The organism is Nocardioides potassii, from assembly GCF_021648885.1.
Classification (GTDB): Bacteria; Actinomycetota; Actinomycetes; order Propionibacteriales; family Nocardioidaceae; genus Nocardioides; species Nocardioides potassii.
Map to the genome: position 1 here is coordinate 722,189 of NZ_JAKJHZ010000005.1, position 16,418 is coordinate 738,606.

12 protein-coding genes are annotated in these 16,418 nt (G+C 71.0%); 6 read left to right on the forward strand and 6 right to left on the reverse strand.

The window, feature by feature from the left end; all coding sequences use genetic code 11:
- Positions 1 to 33 precede the first annotated feature (33 nt).
- Positions 34 to 2,748 (forward strand): DNA polymerase I, encoded by a 2,715-nt coding sequence (gene polA, locus L2K70_RS08035; RefSeq protein WP_236401085.1) that lies wholly within the window; start codon positions 34 to 36, stop codon positions 2,746 to 2,748.
- Here polA and L2K70_RS08040 read toward each other — a convergent pair.
- Both L2K70_RS08040 and L2K70_RS08045 read right to left on the reverse strand, forming a co-directional pair.
- Entirely contained in the window at positions 2,742 to 4,010 is a 1,269-nt protein-coding gene (locus tag L2K70_RS08040; protein ID WP_236401087.1) for a lipopolysaccharide biosynthesis protein, read from the reverse strand. The two genes, polA and L2K70_RS08040, sit on opposite strands and share 7 nt — an antisense overlap.
- 50 nt (positions 4,011 to 4,060) lie before the next feature.
- Positions 4,061 to 4,768 carry a class I SAM-dependent methyltransferase gene (locus L2K70_RS08045; RefSeq protein WP_236401090.1) on the reverse strand — a complete coding sequence of 236 codons (708 nt, stop codon included), beginning with the start codon at positions 4,766 to 4,768 and terminating at the stop codon, positions 4,061 to 4,063.
- 23 nt (positions 4,769 to 4,791) lie between these two features.
- On the opposite strand from L2K70_RS08045, the gene L2K70_RS08050 reads away from it, so the two are divergent.
- Entirely contained in the window at positions 4,792 to 6,516 is a 1,725-nt protein-coding gene (locus L2K70_RS08050; protein WP_236401092.1) for an MmpA family trehalose lipid delivery protein, read from the forward strand.
- A 36-nt stretch (positions 6,517 to 6,552) separates the two neighbouring features.
- Complete coding sequence (locus L2K70_RS08055; RefSeq protein WP_236401093.1) at positions 6,553 to 6,741, forward strand: hypothetical protein; 189 nt, start codon at positions 6,553 to 6,555, stop codon at positions 6,739 to 6,741.
- On the opposite strand, the gene L2K70_RS08060 is transcribed toward L2K70_RS08055, so the two are convergent.
- Genes L2K70_RS08060 through L2K70_RS21605 form a run of 3 tightly spaced genes read right to left on the reverse strand, consistent with a single transcriptional unit; the run spans position 6,729 to position 11,384 of the window.
- A complete protein-coding gene (locus L2K70_RS08060) occupies positions 6,729 to 7,841 on the reverse strand; it encodes a glycosyltransferase family 4 protein (protein WP_236401096.1) in 1,113 nt (370 codons plus the stop codon). The genes L2K70_RS08055 and L2K70_RS08060 overlap by 13 nt on opposite strands.
- A gap of 1 nt (position 7,842) precedes the next feature.
- The gene (locus L2K70_RS08065; RefSeq protein WP_236401098.1) at positions 7,843 to 9,918 is read right to left on the reverse strand and encodes a hypothetical protein; all 2,076 of its coding nucleotides are present in this window, start codon (positions 9,916 to 9,918) and stop codon (positions 7,843 to 7,845) included.
- Complete coding sequence (locus L2K70_RS21605; protein ID WP_236401100.1) at positions 9,915 to 11,384, reverse strand: glycosyltransferase; 1,470 nt, start codon at positions 11,382 to 11,384, stop codon at positions 9,915 to 9,917. The genes L2K70_RS08065 and L2K70_RS21605 overlap by 4 nt, the downstream gene beginning before the upstream one ends.
- 167 nt (positions 11,385 to 11,551) lie before the next feature.
- Here L2K70_RS21605 and L2K70_RS08075 point away from each other — a divergent pair, with 167 nt between their 5' ends.
- Positions 11,552 to 12,397, forward strand: a complete 846-nt coding sequence (locus L2K70_RS08075; protein ID WP_236401102.1) for a 2OG-Fe(II) oxygenase — start codon at positions 11,552 to 11,554, stop codon at positions 12,395 to 12,397.
- Complete coding sequence (locus L2K70_RS08080; RefSeq protein ID WP_236401104.1) at positions 12,394 to 14,112, forward strand: hypothetical protein; 1,719 nt, start codon at positions 12,394 to 12,396, stop codon at positions 14,110 to 14,112. The genes L2K70_RS08075 and L2K70_RS08080 overlap by 4 nt, the downstream gene beginning before the upstream one ends.
- A 15-nt stretch (positions 14,113 to 14,127) precedes the next feature.
- Here L2K70_RS08080 and L2K70_RS08085 read toward each other — a convergent pair whose 3' ends face one another.
- Positions 14,128 to 15,360, reverse strand: coding sequence for an acyltransferase family protein (locus L2K70_RS08085; RefSeq protein WP_236401106.1), 1,233 nt, complete (start codon positions 15,358 to 15,360; stop codon positions 14,128 to 14,130).
- Positions 15,361 to 15,501: 141 nt separating this feature from the next.
- On the opposite strand from L2K70_RS08085, the gene L2K70_RS08090 reads away from it, so the two are divergent.
- Entirely contained in the window at positions 15,502 to 16,404 is a 903-nt protein-coding gene (locus tag L2K70_RS08090) for a PorA family protein (protein ID WP_236401109.1), read from the forward strand.
- Positions 16,405 to 16,418: the final 14 nt, after the last annotated feature.

Below are 16,418 nucleotides of genomic sequence, written 5' to 3' on the forward strand. Positions count from 1 at the left end.
TCTGCTGTCGGTGGTGACGGATAGAGTCGGCGGGTGCCCGACAAGAGTGACACCGTGACCGACCGGACCCGGCCCCGCCTCCTCCTGCTGGACGGGCACTCGCTGGCCTACCGCGCGTTCTTCGCGCTGCCGGTGGAGAACTTCGCCACGGCCACCGGCCAGCACACCAACGCGGTCTTCGGCTTCACCTCGATGCTGGTCAATGTCATCCGCGACGAGCAGCCGACCCACATCGCGGTCGCCTTCGACAAGTCGCGCCAGACCTTTCGGCTCGAGGAGTACGGGGACTACAAGGCCAAGCGCAACAAGACCCCCGACGAGTTCAGCAGCCAGCTGCCGCTGATCCGTCGCCTGCTCGACGCGCTGCGCATCCAGCACCTCGTGATGGACGGCTACGAGGCCGACGACATCATCGCCACGCTCACCACGCAGGGTCTCGCGGAGGGCATGGAGGTCCTGATCATGACCGGCGACCGCGACTCCATCCAGCTCGTCACCGACGACTCGACGGTGCTCTACACCCTGCGCGGCGTGAGCGAGCTGGCCCGCTTCACCCCGGCCGCCGTCGAGGAGAAGTACGGCGTCCCGCCGCACCGCTACCCCGAGCTCGCGGCGATCGTGGGGGAGACCTCCGACAACCTGCCCGGTGTGCCGGGCGTCGGCCAGGGCTACGCCGCGAAGTGGATCAACCAGTTCGACGGGCTCGACAACGTCATCGCCCGCGCCGACGAGATCACCGGCAAGAAGGGGGAGGCGCTGCGCGCCCACCTCGGTGACGTGATCCGCAACCGCCGGCTCAACGCACTGGTCCGTGACCTCGCCCTGCCGGTCCGTCCGGACGGCCTCGTCCGCCAGCCGTGGGACCGCACCGAGGGACTGGAGCTGCTCGACGAGCTGGAGTTCCGCGGCGAGCTGCGCAGCCGGCTGCTCGAGACCATCGACCCCGACCCGGGCGAGACCCTCGAGGCGGAGTCGGGCTTCGAGCTCGACGGCCGGCGCCTGGGGCCCGGCGAGGCGGCGGCGTGGCTCGGCGAGCACGCCCCGGCGGGCGAGCGCGTGGGCGTCGCGGTCCAGGGCAGCTGGCGGGCCGGCACCGGCGAGGTGGTGTCCCTGGCGGTGGCCACCTCCGAGGGGACGGCGGCATGGATCGACGTCGCGGACATCGGGCCCGAGGACGACGCGGCGGTCGCCGCGTGGCTCGCCGACCCCGATCGTCCCAAGGCCCTCCACGACGCCAACGGTCCGAGCCTGGCGCTCGCCGCGCGGGGCTGGCAGCTCGCCGGGCTCGTGGTCGACACCGCTCTCGCCGCCTACCTCGTGCAGCCTGACCAGCGCTCCTACGACCTCGCCGACCTGACCCTGCGCTACCTCAAGCGCGAGCTGCGCCAGGACACCGCCGACGCCGACCAGCTCAGCTTCGACGCGATGGACGACACGTCCGCGAGCGACGCCGCGATGCTCACCGCCCGCGCCGTCCTCGACCTGGCCGATGCCCTGGACGGTGCGGTCGAGGAGCACGGCGGCACCCAGCTCCTGCGCGACGTCGAGCTGCCCCTGATCGGCACGCTCGTGCGGATGGAGCAGGTCGGCATCGCGGTGGACACCGACTACCTCGAGGGCCTCGAGTCCGATTTCGGCGAGCAGGTCCGCACTGCGGCCAACGACGCCTACGACGTCATCGGCAAGGAGATCAACCTCGGCTCGCCCAAGCAGCTGCAGGTCGTCCTCTTCGACGAGCTCGACATGCCGAAGACCAAGCGGACGAAGACCGGCTACACGACCGATGCCGATGCCCTGCAGGCGCTCTACGACAAGACCGAGCACCCGTTCCTCCAGCACCTGCTGCGTCACCGCGACGTGATCCGGCTGCGCCAGACGGTCGAGGGACTGCTCAAGACCGTCGCCTCCGACGGGCGCATCCACACCACCTACAACCAGATCATCGCCGCCACGGGACGCCTCTCCAGCACCGACCCCAACCTGCAGAACATCCCGATCCGCACCGAGGCGGGGCGTCGGATCCGCGAGGCGTTCGTGGTCGGTGAGGGCAACGAGTCGCTGATGACGGCCGACTACAGCCAGGTCGAGATGCGGATCATGGCGCACCTGTCGGAGGACGCGCTGCTGATCGAGGCCTTCCGGTCGGGCCAGGACTTCCACTCGATCACGGCTGCCCGCGTGTTCGGCGTCGACGCCGACGCGGTGAGCGTCGAGCAGCGCGCCAAGATCAAGGCGATGAACTACGGACTGGCCTACGGGTTGTCGGCGTTCGGCCTGTCCCAGCAGCTCAAGATCGACACGTCCGAGGCACGCGGGCTGATGGACGAGTACTTCGAGACCTTCGGTGGGGTCCGCGACTACCTCGGCGGCATCGTCGACGAGGCGCGGAAGTCCGGCTTCACCGAGACCATCCTCGGTCGCCGCCGCTACCTGCCCGACCTCACGAGCGACAACCGCCAGCGACGCGACACGGCCGAGCGGATGGCGCTCAACGCGCCCATCCAGGGCTCGGCCGCCGACCTGGTCAAGGTCGCGATGCTCGGCGTCGAGCGCGCGCTCACCGACCAGGGGCTCCGCTCACGGATGCTGCTGCAGGTGCACGACGAGCTGGTGTTCGAGGTCGCGCCCGGCGAGGGCGACGCGCTGGCCGAGCTGGTGCGCACGGAGATGGGCGGCGCCGCCGACCTGCTCGTCCCGCTCGACGTGTCGATCGGCACCGGCCGCAGCTGGCACGACGCGGCTCACTGAGCCGCGGCCGCGCTCCCTTCCGCCCCGTCCGTCGGCACGGGGTCCGACCGGCGTGCGATCCGCAGGCTGACCACGGTCAGCACCGCGAGCAGTGTCGCGTCGACGGCCACCGCGACCGTGACCAGGCCTGCGACCGAGTCGGCCGTCAGCCCCAGGACGACGAGGGCCGCGAGCGCACCCCACACCAGCAGGACCGCTCGGCGGCCCTGTCGCGCCACGACGGCGTACACCTGGAGCTGCAGCATGGCGAGCACCGTGCCGAGCATCGCGAACACCCACAGCAGGTCCTCGACCTCGGCGAAGTCCGCACCACCGACGAACACCATCGCCACGGGCGACAGGAGTCGTGCCGCCGCGGTGGCGACGACACCGAGCGCCCCGATGGCGAGGAGGCTGCGGAGCAGGGCACGCCGACGGCTGTCCGGCGTGGCCATGTCGGGGAACACGACGATGACGACGAACTGCGGCAGGAAGAGCATCACCTTCGTCATGATCAGCCCGGCCGCGTAGAGCCCGGCGTCGTGCTCGGGCAGGACCCGGCGCGCGAGCACCACGTCGAGGCTGGAGAGGGCGAAGAAGGCCAGCAGCACCTGGGCGTTGCTGATGCTCTCGCTGAGCATCGATCGCGCCGAGTGCTCGGGGGCGTCGGTCTCGGGGACGCGTCGGTCGCGCAGCACCCACCAGCCCACGGCGACCGGGAAGAGGAAGCCGATGGCCACACCGAGGATGGCGCTGGTCGCGGTCGGTCGCCACAGGATGATGGCCGTGCCCACCAGCAGCCGCGGGACGCCCTGGGCGAGCAGGAAGCACGAGAGCGCACCCCAGCGCCGCTCGCCCTGGAGGATGCCGGCCTGTCCTCCCGCGAGCGTCAACGGGACGGTCGCGACGGCGACCACCGTGGCGGTGCCGAGGTCGTCGAGGTTGAGGAGCGCGTCGATCGCCGGGATCAGCAGGCAGAGCACGAGGCCCACCGCGAGCGCCACCTTCGTGGTGAGCGCGAGGATGGTGTGCTCGACGGCCGCGACCTGGCTGCGATCCACGGCGATGCGGCGAGCGGCCGTGGCCTGCAGGCCGAGCGCCACGACCTGCACCACGATCAGGAGGCTGAGGCAGGCGACGAACGCGCCGTACTGGCTGGGCCCGATGACCCGCGCAGCCACGATGGTGAAGCCGTAGGTGGCCACGTTCATCACGCTGGTGGCCGCGGCGACCGTGCTCCCGCTGGAGGAGCGCGCTGCTGGTGCGCTGTCCCGGGCCGTCACCCGCGTGATCCTAGGTGCGCGGCAGGCGGGCCACGACAGGCAGCCCGGTCTCAGTAGGGGTCGGCCGTGTCGCGGTGGCCCAGGAGCGCCGCTGCCGGGCGCAGCCGCAGCCGCAGCAGGACCTTCACCAGGAGGTTGCGCGCGAACCACGGGAGCTCGCCCACCACCCGCAACCGGTCGCCGACCGAGGGCGTCGCCACCTCGAAGCGGGCCAGCGAGCCGGTCCGCCCGACGTACCTGTGGCGACGGGTGGCCGTCTGGTCGCGCAGCAGGGCGAGCGTCACCCCCAGCGACGAGAAGGCGTCGTGCACGAGGACCGTGTCGCCGGGCTGGAGGAACGCGCTCCACCGGAGGTCGTCGAGGCACGACCACATGTCGTGCTTGCCGTCGACGTAGACGAGGCGTACGCCGTCGTCCCACGCCGTCCGGACGTCCCGGCTGGTCGCCACGCGCACGTCGACGTTGCCCTCCACCCCGGCGGCGGCGAGGTGGTCCCGGAAGCGTTGCTCGGTGTCCGGGCGGCCGTAGCGCCAGTCGTCCGGGAAGGGGTCGATGGCCGTGACGGCCGCACCGGTCGACGCGAGCACGATCGTCGAGCGACCGAGGTGGCTGCCGATCTCGACCACGCGGCCCGGCGCCACCGCCGACGCGGCGCGGTGGAGGTCACGCGCCTGCGCCTCGGTGAGCCACCCGTCCACGGTGCGGGCGACCCGCCAGGCCGCGTCGAACGAGGCGTCGCGTGGCGTCCGGTCGGGCACCCGGCACAGCATAGGGTGGGCCGGTGGCGCCGGCGCGGATGGTGAGCAGGCGGTCGTGGCAGGACTGGCTGGTCGTCGGGTGGCCGCTCGTCCTCTCCGTCGTGCTGGTCCTGCCGTTGCTCGTCCGTGGCGGGTACCCGCTGGCGCGCGACCTCGTGTTCGTGCCACGCCAGCCCTTCACCGACGCCACGTGGGGGCTCGGCGACGTCGCCCCGCGCGCCGTGCCGCTCGACGCGGTGGTGGCGACCCTCACGCACGTCGTCGACGGCGGTGTCCTCGCCCGGATCGTCCTGCCCGGGAGCGTGGCACTGCTGGGCTGGGGGGTGGCACGGCTGCTCGCCCCTTGGGGGCGGACCGCGCAGCTCGCCGGCTCGGGCTTCGCGGTCTGGAACGCCTTCGTGGTCGAACGCCTCGCGCTCGGCCAGTGGGCACTGGTGCTGGGCTGCGCCGCCCTCCCGTGGCTCGTGGACGCTGCGATGCGCTACCGGAGGGACGGTCGTCGCGTCGACCTGGCAGCAGCGATCGCGTGGACCGCGCTCGCCTCGCTGACCCCGACGGGTGGCCTGCTCGCCCTCGCGGGGCTGGTGGCGGCCGTCGCCCCGCACGTACGTCGTCTCGGGCTGCTGCTCCTCGGCGGGGTGCTGCTTCAGGCGCCGTGGGTGGTGGCCGCGGTGACGGGGCCGTCGGGGTCGGTCTCGGACGCGGCCGGGGTCGCGGCGTTCGCACCGGACACCGGGTCGCCGTACGGACCGGTCGTGGCACTCCTCGGCCTGGGCGGCATCTGGGACGCCCGGTCGGAGCCTGCGAGCCGGACGACCTGGTTCGCCGTGGTCGCAGCGGTGCTGGTCGTGGGCATCCTGCTGGCCGGGGTGCCCGCGCTCCGTCGCGCGTGGGGGACCGGCGACACGCTCCGCTGGGTGGTCCTCGCCGCGGTCCCGGCGGCTGGAGCGCTGGCGGCCGCCACGCCGTGGGGGAGCGACGTCCTGGTCCGGATGGTCGAGACGCTCCCGGGAGCGGGGCTGCTGCGCGACACCCAGAAGCTACTGGTGCCCGCGGCCGTGCTGGCGGCTGCGGCCTTCGGCGCAGTGGCAGGTCGTGTGCACCGGGCCCTCTCGGGGGACGCCCGGCCCCTCGCGGCGCTCGTCCTGGTCGTGACGCCGGTCCTGCTGCTCCCGGACGCCACGACCCAGAGCTGGCCCACCGTGTCACCGGTCAAGCTCCCCGGCGACCTCGACCGCGCGGCCGACGTCCTGGCGGGGCAGCGTGGCATCGTCGTGACGCTCCCGTGGCGGGCCTATCGCGCCTTCGACTGGACGGGACCGGGACAGACCGCGTCCGACCCCGCCCTGCGGATGTTCGACGCAGAGGTAGTCACGAGCGACTCCCTGCAGGTCGGGTCGGTGCTCGTGCCGGGGGAGAGCCCGCTGGCGGCCGACATCGGACGCGCACTCGAGGAGGGACCGCCGGCCGCCACGCTGCCGGGACTGGGGGTGGGTTGGGTCGTGCGCTACCCCGACGATCCCGACGCCGCGCAGGTGGACACCACCGGGCTCGAGGAGGTGCTTGCGACCTCGTCGATCGAGGTCTTCCGAGTGCCCGGCGCGAGGCCCGGCACCGTCACCGAGGACACCGGGCGGAGGACGGCCGTGTGGTCCGCACACCTCCTGGCCCTGCTCGTCGTCGCCGCCGCGCTCGCGACCCGCATCGTGGCGCGCCGAGAGCGAGACGTGCGCGCCGACGTGGGGTAACCTAACGCCCGGTAACTTCGTCAGAGGGAGATGTCAGTGAGCAACACGGGCGACACGGCCAACGCCGGGGGCGGCAGCTTCATCGGCGTCTTCATGGCCACTGCCATCCCGGCTCTGATCGGCGCGCTGCTGGCCGCGGGTCTCCTCTTCGCCCTGGTCTACAGCCAGACGCAGGGTCCTGACACCAACCCCGCCAGCAAGGAGATCCTCGTCTACGGCGACTGATCGCCTCTCGAGGACACCGACCGGAGCACTGCCTCGGTCGCCAGTGCGCACGACTCCCAGGTGAGCGTGTGCGCCATCCGACGCGCCGCGTCACCGAGCGCCGCCCGCCGCGGCGCATCGCCCAGCAGGGCGCCGACCTCGGCCACGAGGTGCTCGAGGTCGCGCACCAGCACACCCGTCTCGCCATCGCGGATCGACTCCGTGACCCCGCCGGCCGTCGCGTAGGCCACGCTCGGCGTGCCCTGTGCGCCGGCCTCGGTGACGGCCAGGCACCAGCCCTCCTTCACCGACGGCATCACCATCAACCAGGCGCGTGCCACGAGCTCGTCGCGCCGGACGTCGTCGACGTGGCCGTGGAACGTCACCCGGTCGAGCACGTCGAGGTCGCGGGCGGCCGTGACCAGCTCGTCGTGCCACCACCCCTCGCCGACGACGTCGAGGTGCAGGTCGGGCCTCTGGTGGCGCAGGCGGTGCACCACTGTGAAGGCGTGCTCGATCTGCTTGTGCGGGACGAGCCGCGACAGCACCACCAGCCGGGCGGTGGGTGACGTGGGCGCGGCGGGCGTCGCCGGCACGCCGACCAGCCCGTTGCGGACCACCGAGACGGTCGACGGGTCGATGCCGATCGCCGCCAGGTCGCGCGCCGAGGAGTCGGAGACCGTGAGGAAGGGCCGCCCCCGGTAGAGCCGCGGCACGACCCGGCTCTCCGCGAACCACCCGATCCGACCCGCGAGACCGGGGTAGATGATGCGCCACTGCTCGGCGTGGACGTGGTGCACGAGCGCCACCACGCCTCGTCGCCGTACGAGCGGCGAGGCGAACGGCAAGCCGTTGATGACGTCGACGACCACGTCGACGTCGCGCCGGTGTCGCACCAGCCACGCCAGGCCCCAGAGGTAGACCGACAGCCGGCCACCGAGGCGGCGCAGCCGTACGCCGTCCCTGAGCTCGCGCGGCGCCGATCCGGGGTGCCGGGCGCAGAGCAGCGTGACGTCGTGGCCGCGGGCGACCAGCTCGCGCCCGACGGACTCCACGAAGACCTCCGAGCCACCCCCGTCCGGGTGCGACGTGTCGCGCCAGGTCAGGACGGCGATCCGCACCTCAGCCCCCGTCGGTCGCCAGACCGGCGCGCGCCGCGAGCCGCTCGCACAGCGGGATGGGCAGGCCGAGCTCGGGGGTCACGCTCAGCCCGTGCGCGGCGAGCTCGGACTCCGACCAGGCGTCCTCGGTGAGCGCCGGAAGGGAGTCCCAGTCGTCGTTGAAGTAGACGGACTCGGTGTAGCCGAAGGGGCCGCCCGGCGTGGTCTGGATCTCGTAGTAGCCGAGGTCGAGCAGGTTGCGGACGCCGATCGCGAACTTGCCGTCGGTCGGGATCTCGAACGCATCTCCGCGGACGAGCTCGTCGTCCTTGTAGAGGAGCGGGCGGACCAGCCGGTCCTCGCGCACGTCGAGCCACACCGACTGCCGCCGCGTGCCGGTGATGTCCATGATCTTGACCTTGCCGGGCACCAGGTCGCCGGTCACCTCGAAACGCCAGACCCGGTCACGTTCCTCGACCGGCACCCACGGCTCGTACTGGTCGCCGGTGTGGAGGTAGAGCGCCTCGCAGTCGCCACGGATCGCCAGGTCGTCGGTGCTGCCACCCTCCGGCAGGCCGTCGACCTGGCTGATCAGGCGGTCCTGGGCGCCGGGGGTGAGGTCGGCCTGGAGCGAGACGTAGCGCTGCAGCGGCTCGCCGCGGTGGAGGGAGGCCGCCATGAAGAGGCCGATGGCCATCTGGGCGAGGATCGCGAAGACCATGCCGAACGCGAGGAACCCGGTCACCGGGGCGAACCAGCGCCGCCGGGTCGTCACGAACCTGGCGAGCAACGCCGTCCCGATCGCGCCGCCGAGCACCATCGCCGGGACGAAGTCGCTCGAGTAGCGGGTGGAGTAGTAGCCGTAGGTCATCACGCCACCGGTGCACAGCACGCTCGCGACCAGCGGCACCCGCAGGCGAGCGACGACCGGGTCGCGCCGTGGCCAGAAGGCGACGACGACAGCGAGGAGCAGGAGGAGCATGAAGATCCACATGAATCCGGTGACGCTGCCGGTGCGATAGGCCTGGTCGACGAAGGCGCCGTTGTAGGGCTTCGCCGGCCGTGCGGGCAGGGTGATCCACGGGAAGTAGTCGGTGAAACGGATGCCGTCGGGTCGCAGGTAGGCCATGAACGACGTGGTGAAGAACTGCGGTCCGCTGAGCGTGCCGCCGTTGGCCGCCAGCGCCGCCTGGCGCTGCTCGTTGACCTGGGTCCACACCTGGTCCTTGAGCGGGAACATGTAGATCGCGTCGAACTTGTAGAGGTTGAGGGCGATCGAGGCGCACAGCGGCCCGACTCCGGCCAGCACGATGCGCCACCAGAGGGCGCGGTGCTCGGCGCTGAAGGGCCGGAACCGCACCAGCAGGCCCAGGCCGATGGCTCCCAGGCAGATCGCCCACCCCTCGGTCGTCCGGCACCCCACGGTGACCAGGGCGAAGACCGCGAGCCAGAACACGGTGTGGGTCGACGGGGCCAGGCAGGTGCGGACCATCCAGTAGAGACCGCCGACGGCTGCAGCCACGGCCCACGTGTAGACCTCGTGGTAGACCCACGGGAGGCTCGCGTCGTAGGTGAGGAAGGTGCCGCCGGTCCCACCCGCGATGAAGACGGCGGCGAGGATCCCGCTGCGGGCGGTCAGCGGCCGGCCCACGACGTGGTCCATCAGCAGCCAGACCAGCTTGGTGGTCATCACCGCCAGCACGATCCATGCGATCGCCATCGACACCAGGGTGAGCTGGTAGTCGAACTCGTGCGTCGTCATCAGCACGGGCAGGCGCAGCAGGGCCGGGAACGGCGGGAAGTAGGTGTAGGTCAGCCCGTCGTGGACGAAGCCCTCGATGGCGAGGGTCTGCGGGTCCATGTCGAGGTGGCCGTCGAGGATGGCGCGGGCCTGGTCGTCGAAGAAGTTCGAGAAGTAGCCGCCTCCCAGCGCCGTACGGCCGATGTCGGTCGACCAGTTCAGCAGCGTCAGGAAGTAGCCCATGCCGCCGACCAGCAGGCCGCTGATGGACGCGACGAGCCGGATCCGGGACGAGTGGTCGGCCTCAGCCGGGTGGGAGGGGGTGGTGCTCGGACGGGTGAGGACTGTCGAGGTCACGCCACTTCCAGGCGGTAGAGGAACTGGTAGCCGAACATGCGCGGCCAGACGCGGACCAGGCCGCGGTCGGTGCGCTCGATCCGCCGGACCACCCGGCCACCGAGGTTGTCCTGCGAGGAGTCGGCGAAGGTGTTGAAGGGGGTACCGACGATGCGCGTCTCGAGGATCCGGAGCCCGGTGTCGTCGATGAGCCGCTCGATCATGTCGCGCGTGAAGAAGCGGATGTGGCCGCGGTCGAGCGGTCCGCGCTGGTCGTAGTCGAACTTCCCGGTCGCGATGCGGCCCCGGGGGTACCAGTGGCCGAAGTTGGGGACCGACACGAGCAGCTCCCCGCCGGGACGGACCTTCCTGGCCAGGTCGGCGAGCAGCAGGTGCGGCTCGACGACGTGCTCCAGGATGTCACCGGCGATCACGACGTCGTAGGAGGCGTCGAGGCCGTGGGGGAGCGGCAGGTTGAGGTCGGCCTCGATGAACTCGTCGACCCGCTCTGCGACGCCCTCGTGCTTGTGGCGGTCGAGTCCGGTGACGTGGTGGCCGAGGGCACGCGCGCGCTGGGCGAAGCGGCCGTCGTAGCAACCGGCGTCGAGGACGCGCGAGCGCGGGTGGCGCCCGAGCCACTCCAGCAGCACCGCGTGCGAGCCGTAGCGGTCCTTGAGGGCGTACTCGTCGGACTCCTCCGACTGCACGCCGCCGCCGAAGCCGTGCTCGCCGGCCCAGTGCCGGACCACGTCGCCGGCGACGTCGCGGGCGTACTTCATCCCGTTGACGTAGCAGATCTCGTCGCCGTAGTAGGTGGGGATGGGCACCTCGACGATGCGCTTGCGCGCCCGGACGAGGCCCAGGATGATCTCGGTGTCGAAGTCGAAGTCGTTGGAGTACGACGCCAGGTCGAGGTCGGCGAGCGCGTCGGTGCGGTAGGCGCGGTAGCCGGAGTGCCACTCCGAGAGCCGCTGGCCGGTGAGCGCGTTCTGGAACCGCGTCAGCACCTTGTTTCCGACGTACTTGTAGGCAGGCATGCCGCCGGCCCGCGCGCCACCCTTGTCGAGCATGCGAGACCCGAAGACGGCGTCCGCCTCACCGCTGACGAGCGGGGCCACGAGGTCCTCGATGCACTCGGGGGCGTACTGGCCGTCGCCGTGGAGCAGCACGACCACGTCGAGACCGTGGTCCTTGGCCCACTGGTAGCCGGCCTTCTGGTTGCCGCCGTAGCCGAGGTTGCGCTCGTGCTTGACGACCGTGATGGGGAACTTCGCGGTGTCGCGGAAGCGCAGGCCGATCTCGTAGGTGTCGTCGGCGCTGGCGTCGTCGCACACCATCACGTGGTCGACCACGTCGAGGAAGGACTCCGGGAGCCGCTTCAACGTCTTCTCCAGCGTGGACGCCGCGTTGTAGGCGACCACGAGGACGCCGATGCGCGCCTCGCGCGGTCCGTCGGACGACCCGACGGGCTCCTCGATCGACTGCACGGATTCTCCCTCCACCTGCTCACCGGGGTTCGGTGACGGCCGTCACCCGGTGATGAACCGGGCGAGTCTAACCCGCCAGTAGCATCCACGCTGGCATGCGCGGAGGACGGCGGGAATTCTTCGGGTCCGGGCGTCCGGTCGCGACCTCGGGTGGCATGATGCGCGCCATGGAGACCGCCCTTGAGCTCGTCGACCAGACGCGCCTGAACGCCGACCTCGCGGCGTCGTCCGAGGCCTACGGCGCCGCCGAGCCGTTCCCGCACATCGTGCTCGACGACGTGCTGCACCCCGAGGCGTTCTCCGCGGCCGTGCGCGACTTCCCCGGGATCGACGACGAGTTCTGGAAGGGCTACCTCCACGTCAACGAGACCAAGTACTGCAACGTGCACCCCGACACCTGGGCGCCGAGCCTCCAGGCGGTGGCGCGTGAGTTCTGCTCGCCGGAGTTCGTGGCCTACCTCGAGCAGCTGACCGGCATCGCGAACCTCATCCCGGACTACACGATGGACGGGGGAGGGCTGCACATGACCAAGCGCGGCGGCCACCTCAACATCCACACCGACTTCAGCACCCACCACACCCACGAGAACTGGGCCCGGCGCGTCAACATCCTCCTCTACCTCAACGAGGAGTGGCACGACGACTGGGGCGGCAAGCTCGAGCTCTGGGACGCCGACATGACCGCCTGCCAGGCGCGGGTCACCCCGGCCGGCAACCGGATGCTCGTCTTCACCACCTCGGACAGCTCGTTCCACGGCCACCCCGACGGCCTGACCTGCCCGCCCGACATGGCGCGCCGCTCGCTCGCGATGTACTACTTCACCGAGGAGGAGGCGCCGGTCCGCAAGTCGACCAACTACCGCGCCCGGCCCGAGGAGAGCGTGGCGAGGAAGGCCGCGATCGCGGCGGACCGCAAGGTCCTCGACGTCTACGACCGGGTCAAGCGTCGCCTCGGCATCTCCGACGACTTCGCGCACTCGGTGCTCGAGCGACTGGCGCGCCGCAAGTCGTGACCGTCGTGAGCCCGGCCCCGGCGCGGCATCGTCCCGCCCGGTCTCGCCGGCGCCCCAGCGCGCCACAGCTGCTGCTGGCGGCCGGTGTCGTGGCGAGCCTCGTCGTGTGCATCTACACCGTGCGCGACGGCTGGTTCGGTGTGGACGCCTACAACTACTTCGCCGACCGCGGTGGGCTCAGGGGCGAGCACACGAGCGTCTGGGCGCCCTATGGCGGTCACTGGGAACCGGTGGTCATCGGTGTCTACCTCGTCATCTGGAAGTTCGTCGGGTTCTCGTCCTACCTCCCCTACGTGCTGCCCGCGATCCTGACCCACCTCGCGATCTGCGTGCTGATGTTCGGCATCCTGCGGCGGCTCGGCCACCAGGAGTGGCTGTCCCTCTCGGTGGTGTGGCTGCTGCTGTTTTACGGCGCTGCGGGTGAGGCATACACGAGCGATGCGCCCGTGGCGCTGACGTCGGCGCTCGCGCTCGGGCTCGGGGCACTGTTCGTCCTGCTCGGGGGGGACTCGCGCAGGCGCGAGGTGACGGCGACAGCGCTGCTCCTGCTCGCGCTGGGATGCTCGGTCACGTCGGTGGTGGCCATCGCGCTCGTAGCCATCTACCTGGTCGGCGTACGACGTCTCCGCACGGCCGCGCTGGCCGGGGGGATCCCGACGGCGTGCTTCATGGTCTGGTTCGCGGTCTCCGGGCGCACCGGGGGGCGCGGCAGCTTCGGCGTCGACCTGCTGCTGGAGATCCCTGCCGCGGTCTGGAAGGCCGTCACCGTCCCGCTCGGCGACGTGTCCGGCATGGCGGGCGCCGGGGTGACCCTGACACTGGTCGTCACGCTGGCCACGCTGATCTCACCCGAGCCGACGCCGGCTCAGCGCGCCGTGGCACTGGCGGGCCTCGCCGCTGCGCTCCTCCAGCTCACCCTCAGCGCCGTGGCCAACGCGAGCACCGTGGGAGCCGGCCTCGAGGACGCCGTCACGGTCGGTCGCTACCGCTACATCGTCCTGGTGTGCCTCCTGCCGGCGGTGGCGGTGACGGTGCAGTGGGGACTGCGCCGGTTCACCACTGTCACGGCCGGCCAGTCCCGGCTCGTGGCGGCGCTGCTGGCCGTCGCGGTGCTCGTCGCCTCCACCATCCACGGCCTCGCGGACCTGCGGGGGGCGAGGAACTTCAACGTCGCGGTCGGCCAGCACTACAAGGACGTCCTCTTCGGGTCCGTGGCTGCGATGGACCTGGGGGAGAAAATGCTCTACTTCGAGGGCATCGTCTTCATGAACGGTCACGACATCGAGAAGCTCGCCCGTCCGGAGGCTCGGGAGCACTTCCCGGAGGACTTCAGGCCGACGGCCGACCAGCGCTTCACCGCGGAGTCCGCACTCTTCGTCGGCGTACGGGACGAGACCATGGACCTGCCGGCACCGGCGGGGGTGAGCTCCGAGGACTTCACCAAGCCTCTCTCGAACAAGTTTGGCTGCCGCTCTTACACGAGCACGAGCATGACGCCTCTCATCACGATGACCAGTTTCGAGGGCGGTCAGATCGCCGTGACGAGCGACAGCTCGACCATCCGGACGCGTCTGACTCGCGACGACCTCTCGTCGGAACCGAAGGCCTGGGCCGTGACCGCGGGCGAGCCCGTCTACATCGCCACGTCCGCGCAGCTCGCGCAGCTCGACATCGCGTTCGACTCCGGCGGGACCTTCAGGATCTGCCGCGCCTGACGCGGTGCATCGGGCTCAGGCCCGGCGCAGCCGTCGTACGCCGTCCGCGGCGCGAGCGCGCGCGAGCGGCACGAGGCCGTCCGCTGCCTCCGCCCAGAGGGGGTGGCGCAACAGGGTGGTCGCCCGCCGCTCCACCGTGCGGTGGGCAACCAGGGAGATGGCCACGGTGAGCGCGAGCGCGACGACCGTGCGGACGGGCCAGCCCCAGTCCTCGGTGTGCCGCGCGAGGAAGGTGAAGACGGGGTAGTGCCAGATGTAGAGCAGCAACGAGTGGCGGCCGAGGAAGACGAGCGGCCGCACGCTCACGGCTGAGACGGCGCGGGACGGCTCGACCAGGAGGGCGGTGGCCCCGAAGAGAAGGGCGAGATCGAGCTCGAGGAGGGCCACGCCCCACGCGAGGAAGCGCTCGTCCTGCACGCAGTAGTAGGCGAGCGGCGCCAGCGCCACCAGGGTCGCGGTCGCCGTCAGCCGCACCGCCCGCTGCGGGAGCTCGAGACGCCGTACGAGCGGGAGAGCCGCGCCGAGGATGACGCCGACGACGAAGGGGTCCATGCGCGCCGTGGTCCGCACGAGCACCTGGAAGACGAACTCGGTGTCGGTGACGTGGAAGCGCCACCAGGTCAGCAGGAGCAGCAGCCCGCCGAGCACGAACAGCACCCCGACCGGTCGACGGCGCATCATGTAGAGGACCGCCGCCATGATGACGAACGCCTGCATGTCGACCGAGAGGTACCAGAGGTGGCCGAAGTCGGGCCGCGAGGTGAGCAGGTTGCCCTGGACGTACCAGTTCCACGTGTAGGTCAGGACGTGCACGACCGAGTCCGCGTTGTCACCGGCCTTCGTCTTGTCGGTGCCGTCGAGCGTCGACACGACCAGCACCACCGCCAGCAGGAGCCAAAGGCTGGGGCCGACGCGCAGCACCCGTCGGACGAAGGTGACACCCGGCCGCATGTTCTCCAGCCCGCGCGAGGCGAGGGAGACGTAGGTGAAGTAGCCGGCGGCGACGAGGAACACCGTCACCGCGAAGTTGCCGCTGCGGAACAGCGGGCGGATCCACGCGGTCTCGTCGATGCGCTCGATCGGCCACAGCACCCATCCGTGCGAGAGGACGACGAGCACGATCGCGATCCCGCGGATGCCGTCGATGAGCGCCACCCGGCGGGGGGTGCTCATCACGGTCGACGCGTCGCCGTCGTGGTCGCCCACCGACGGGTCGTCGATGAGCGCGGCGGGCTTGGTCGAGGCCATGGCGCGGACTCTAACCCGCCGCTCCGGCCCGGGATCAGACACCGCGCAAACCACCGTCGAAAGTGGCCCGTCGATTGGCTACCGGGGAGTCACTTCGCTGCTATTGTCCTCCCGGATCAGGCCAACTGGGAGGAACGTCACATGCGCAAGGGCTTCGGCATCGGACTGACGGTGCTGGGTGGATTTCTCATCACGTTGGCGCTCCTGGCCCAGTTCTGGGCTCCCGGGCAGCTGATGAAGACGCCGCTCGACACCGACAGCCTGACGTTGCTCGACGGTACCGCCCAGCTGTCCGACGGCACCGGGGGCACCAACGAGTTCCCGGTCAAGGCGTTCAGCGTCACCCGCGCCGACTCCGAGCGATCGGACTCCGACGTCATCGTCTTCCAGAACTCGAGCTGCCTGGTCAAGGACGAGGGCGAGATTGACGAGTGCGTGTCCGCCAGTGACCCGCAGGAGCGGCTGCTCTCCGCCAGCACCGACAACTTCGCGACCGACCGTCGCACGGGTGAGGCGGTCGACGACCCGAAGTACCTCCCGCCGAGCGCCGAGCAGAAGAGCGGCCTGGTCAACAAGTGGCCCTTCCTGGCCGAGAAGAAGACCTACCAGTACTGGGACGGTTTCTCGGGCGAGGCGGTCCCGGCCACCTACGACGGCACCGACACGATCGACGGTCTCGAGGTCTACAACTACAAGATCGTGGTCTCCGACGCCCCGATCGAGGTGACCGACGGCGTCCAGGGCACCTACTCCACCGACCGGACGATCCAGATCGACCCGACGACCGGGGCGATCGTCAACCAGTTCGAGACCCAGGAGCGCCTCGACGGGGACGGCAACGTCTTCCTGGCCCTCGACTACGGCTTCACCGACGAGCAGGTCGCGGACAACGCCGAGACGTCCAAGAGCAACGCCAGCAGCCTCAACCTGATCCGCAAGACGGTGCCGCTCATCGGCTACCTCGTCGGCATCCCGGCGCTGCTGATCGGCATCGCGCTCCAGGTGATGCGCCGACGCTCGGCCAACGCCACCGCCGACGCCTGAGGCGAGCCGACCCG

Excerpts from the sequence above, each read along its gene's own strand:
- L2K70_RS08090 (WP_236401109.1), top strand. The coding sequence starts at position 15,502 with ATGCGCAAGGGCTTCGGCATCGGACTGACGGTGCTGGGTGGATTTCTC.
- L2K70_RS08075 (WP_236401102.1), top strand. The coding sequence starts at position 11,552 with ATGGAGACCGCCCTTGAGCTCGTCGACCAGACGCGCCTGAACGCCGAC.
- L2K70_RS08085 (WP_236401106.1), bottom strand. The coding sequence starts at position 15,360 with ATGGCCTCGACCAAGCCCGCCGCGCTCATCGACGACCCGTCGGTGGGC.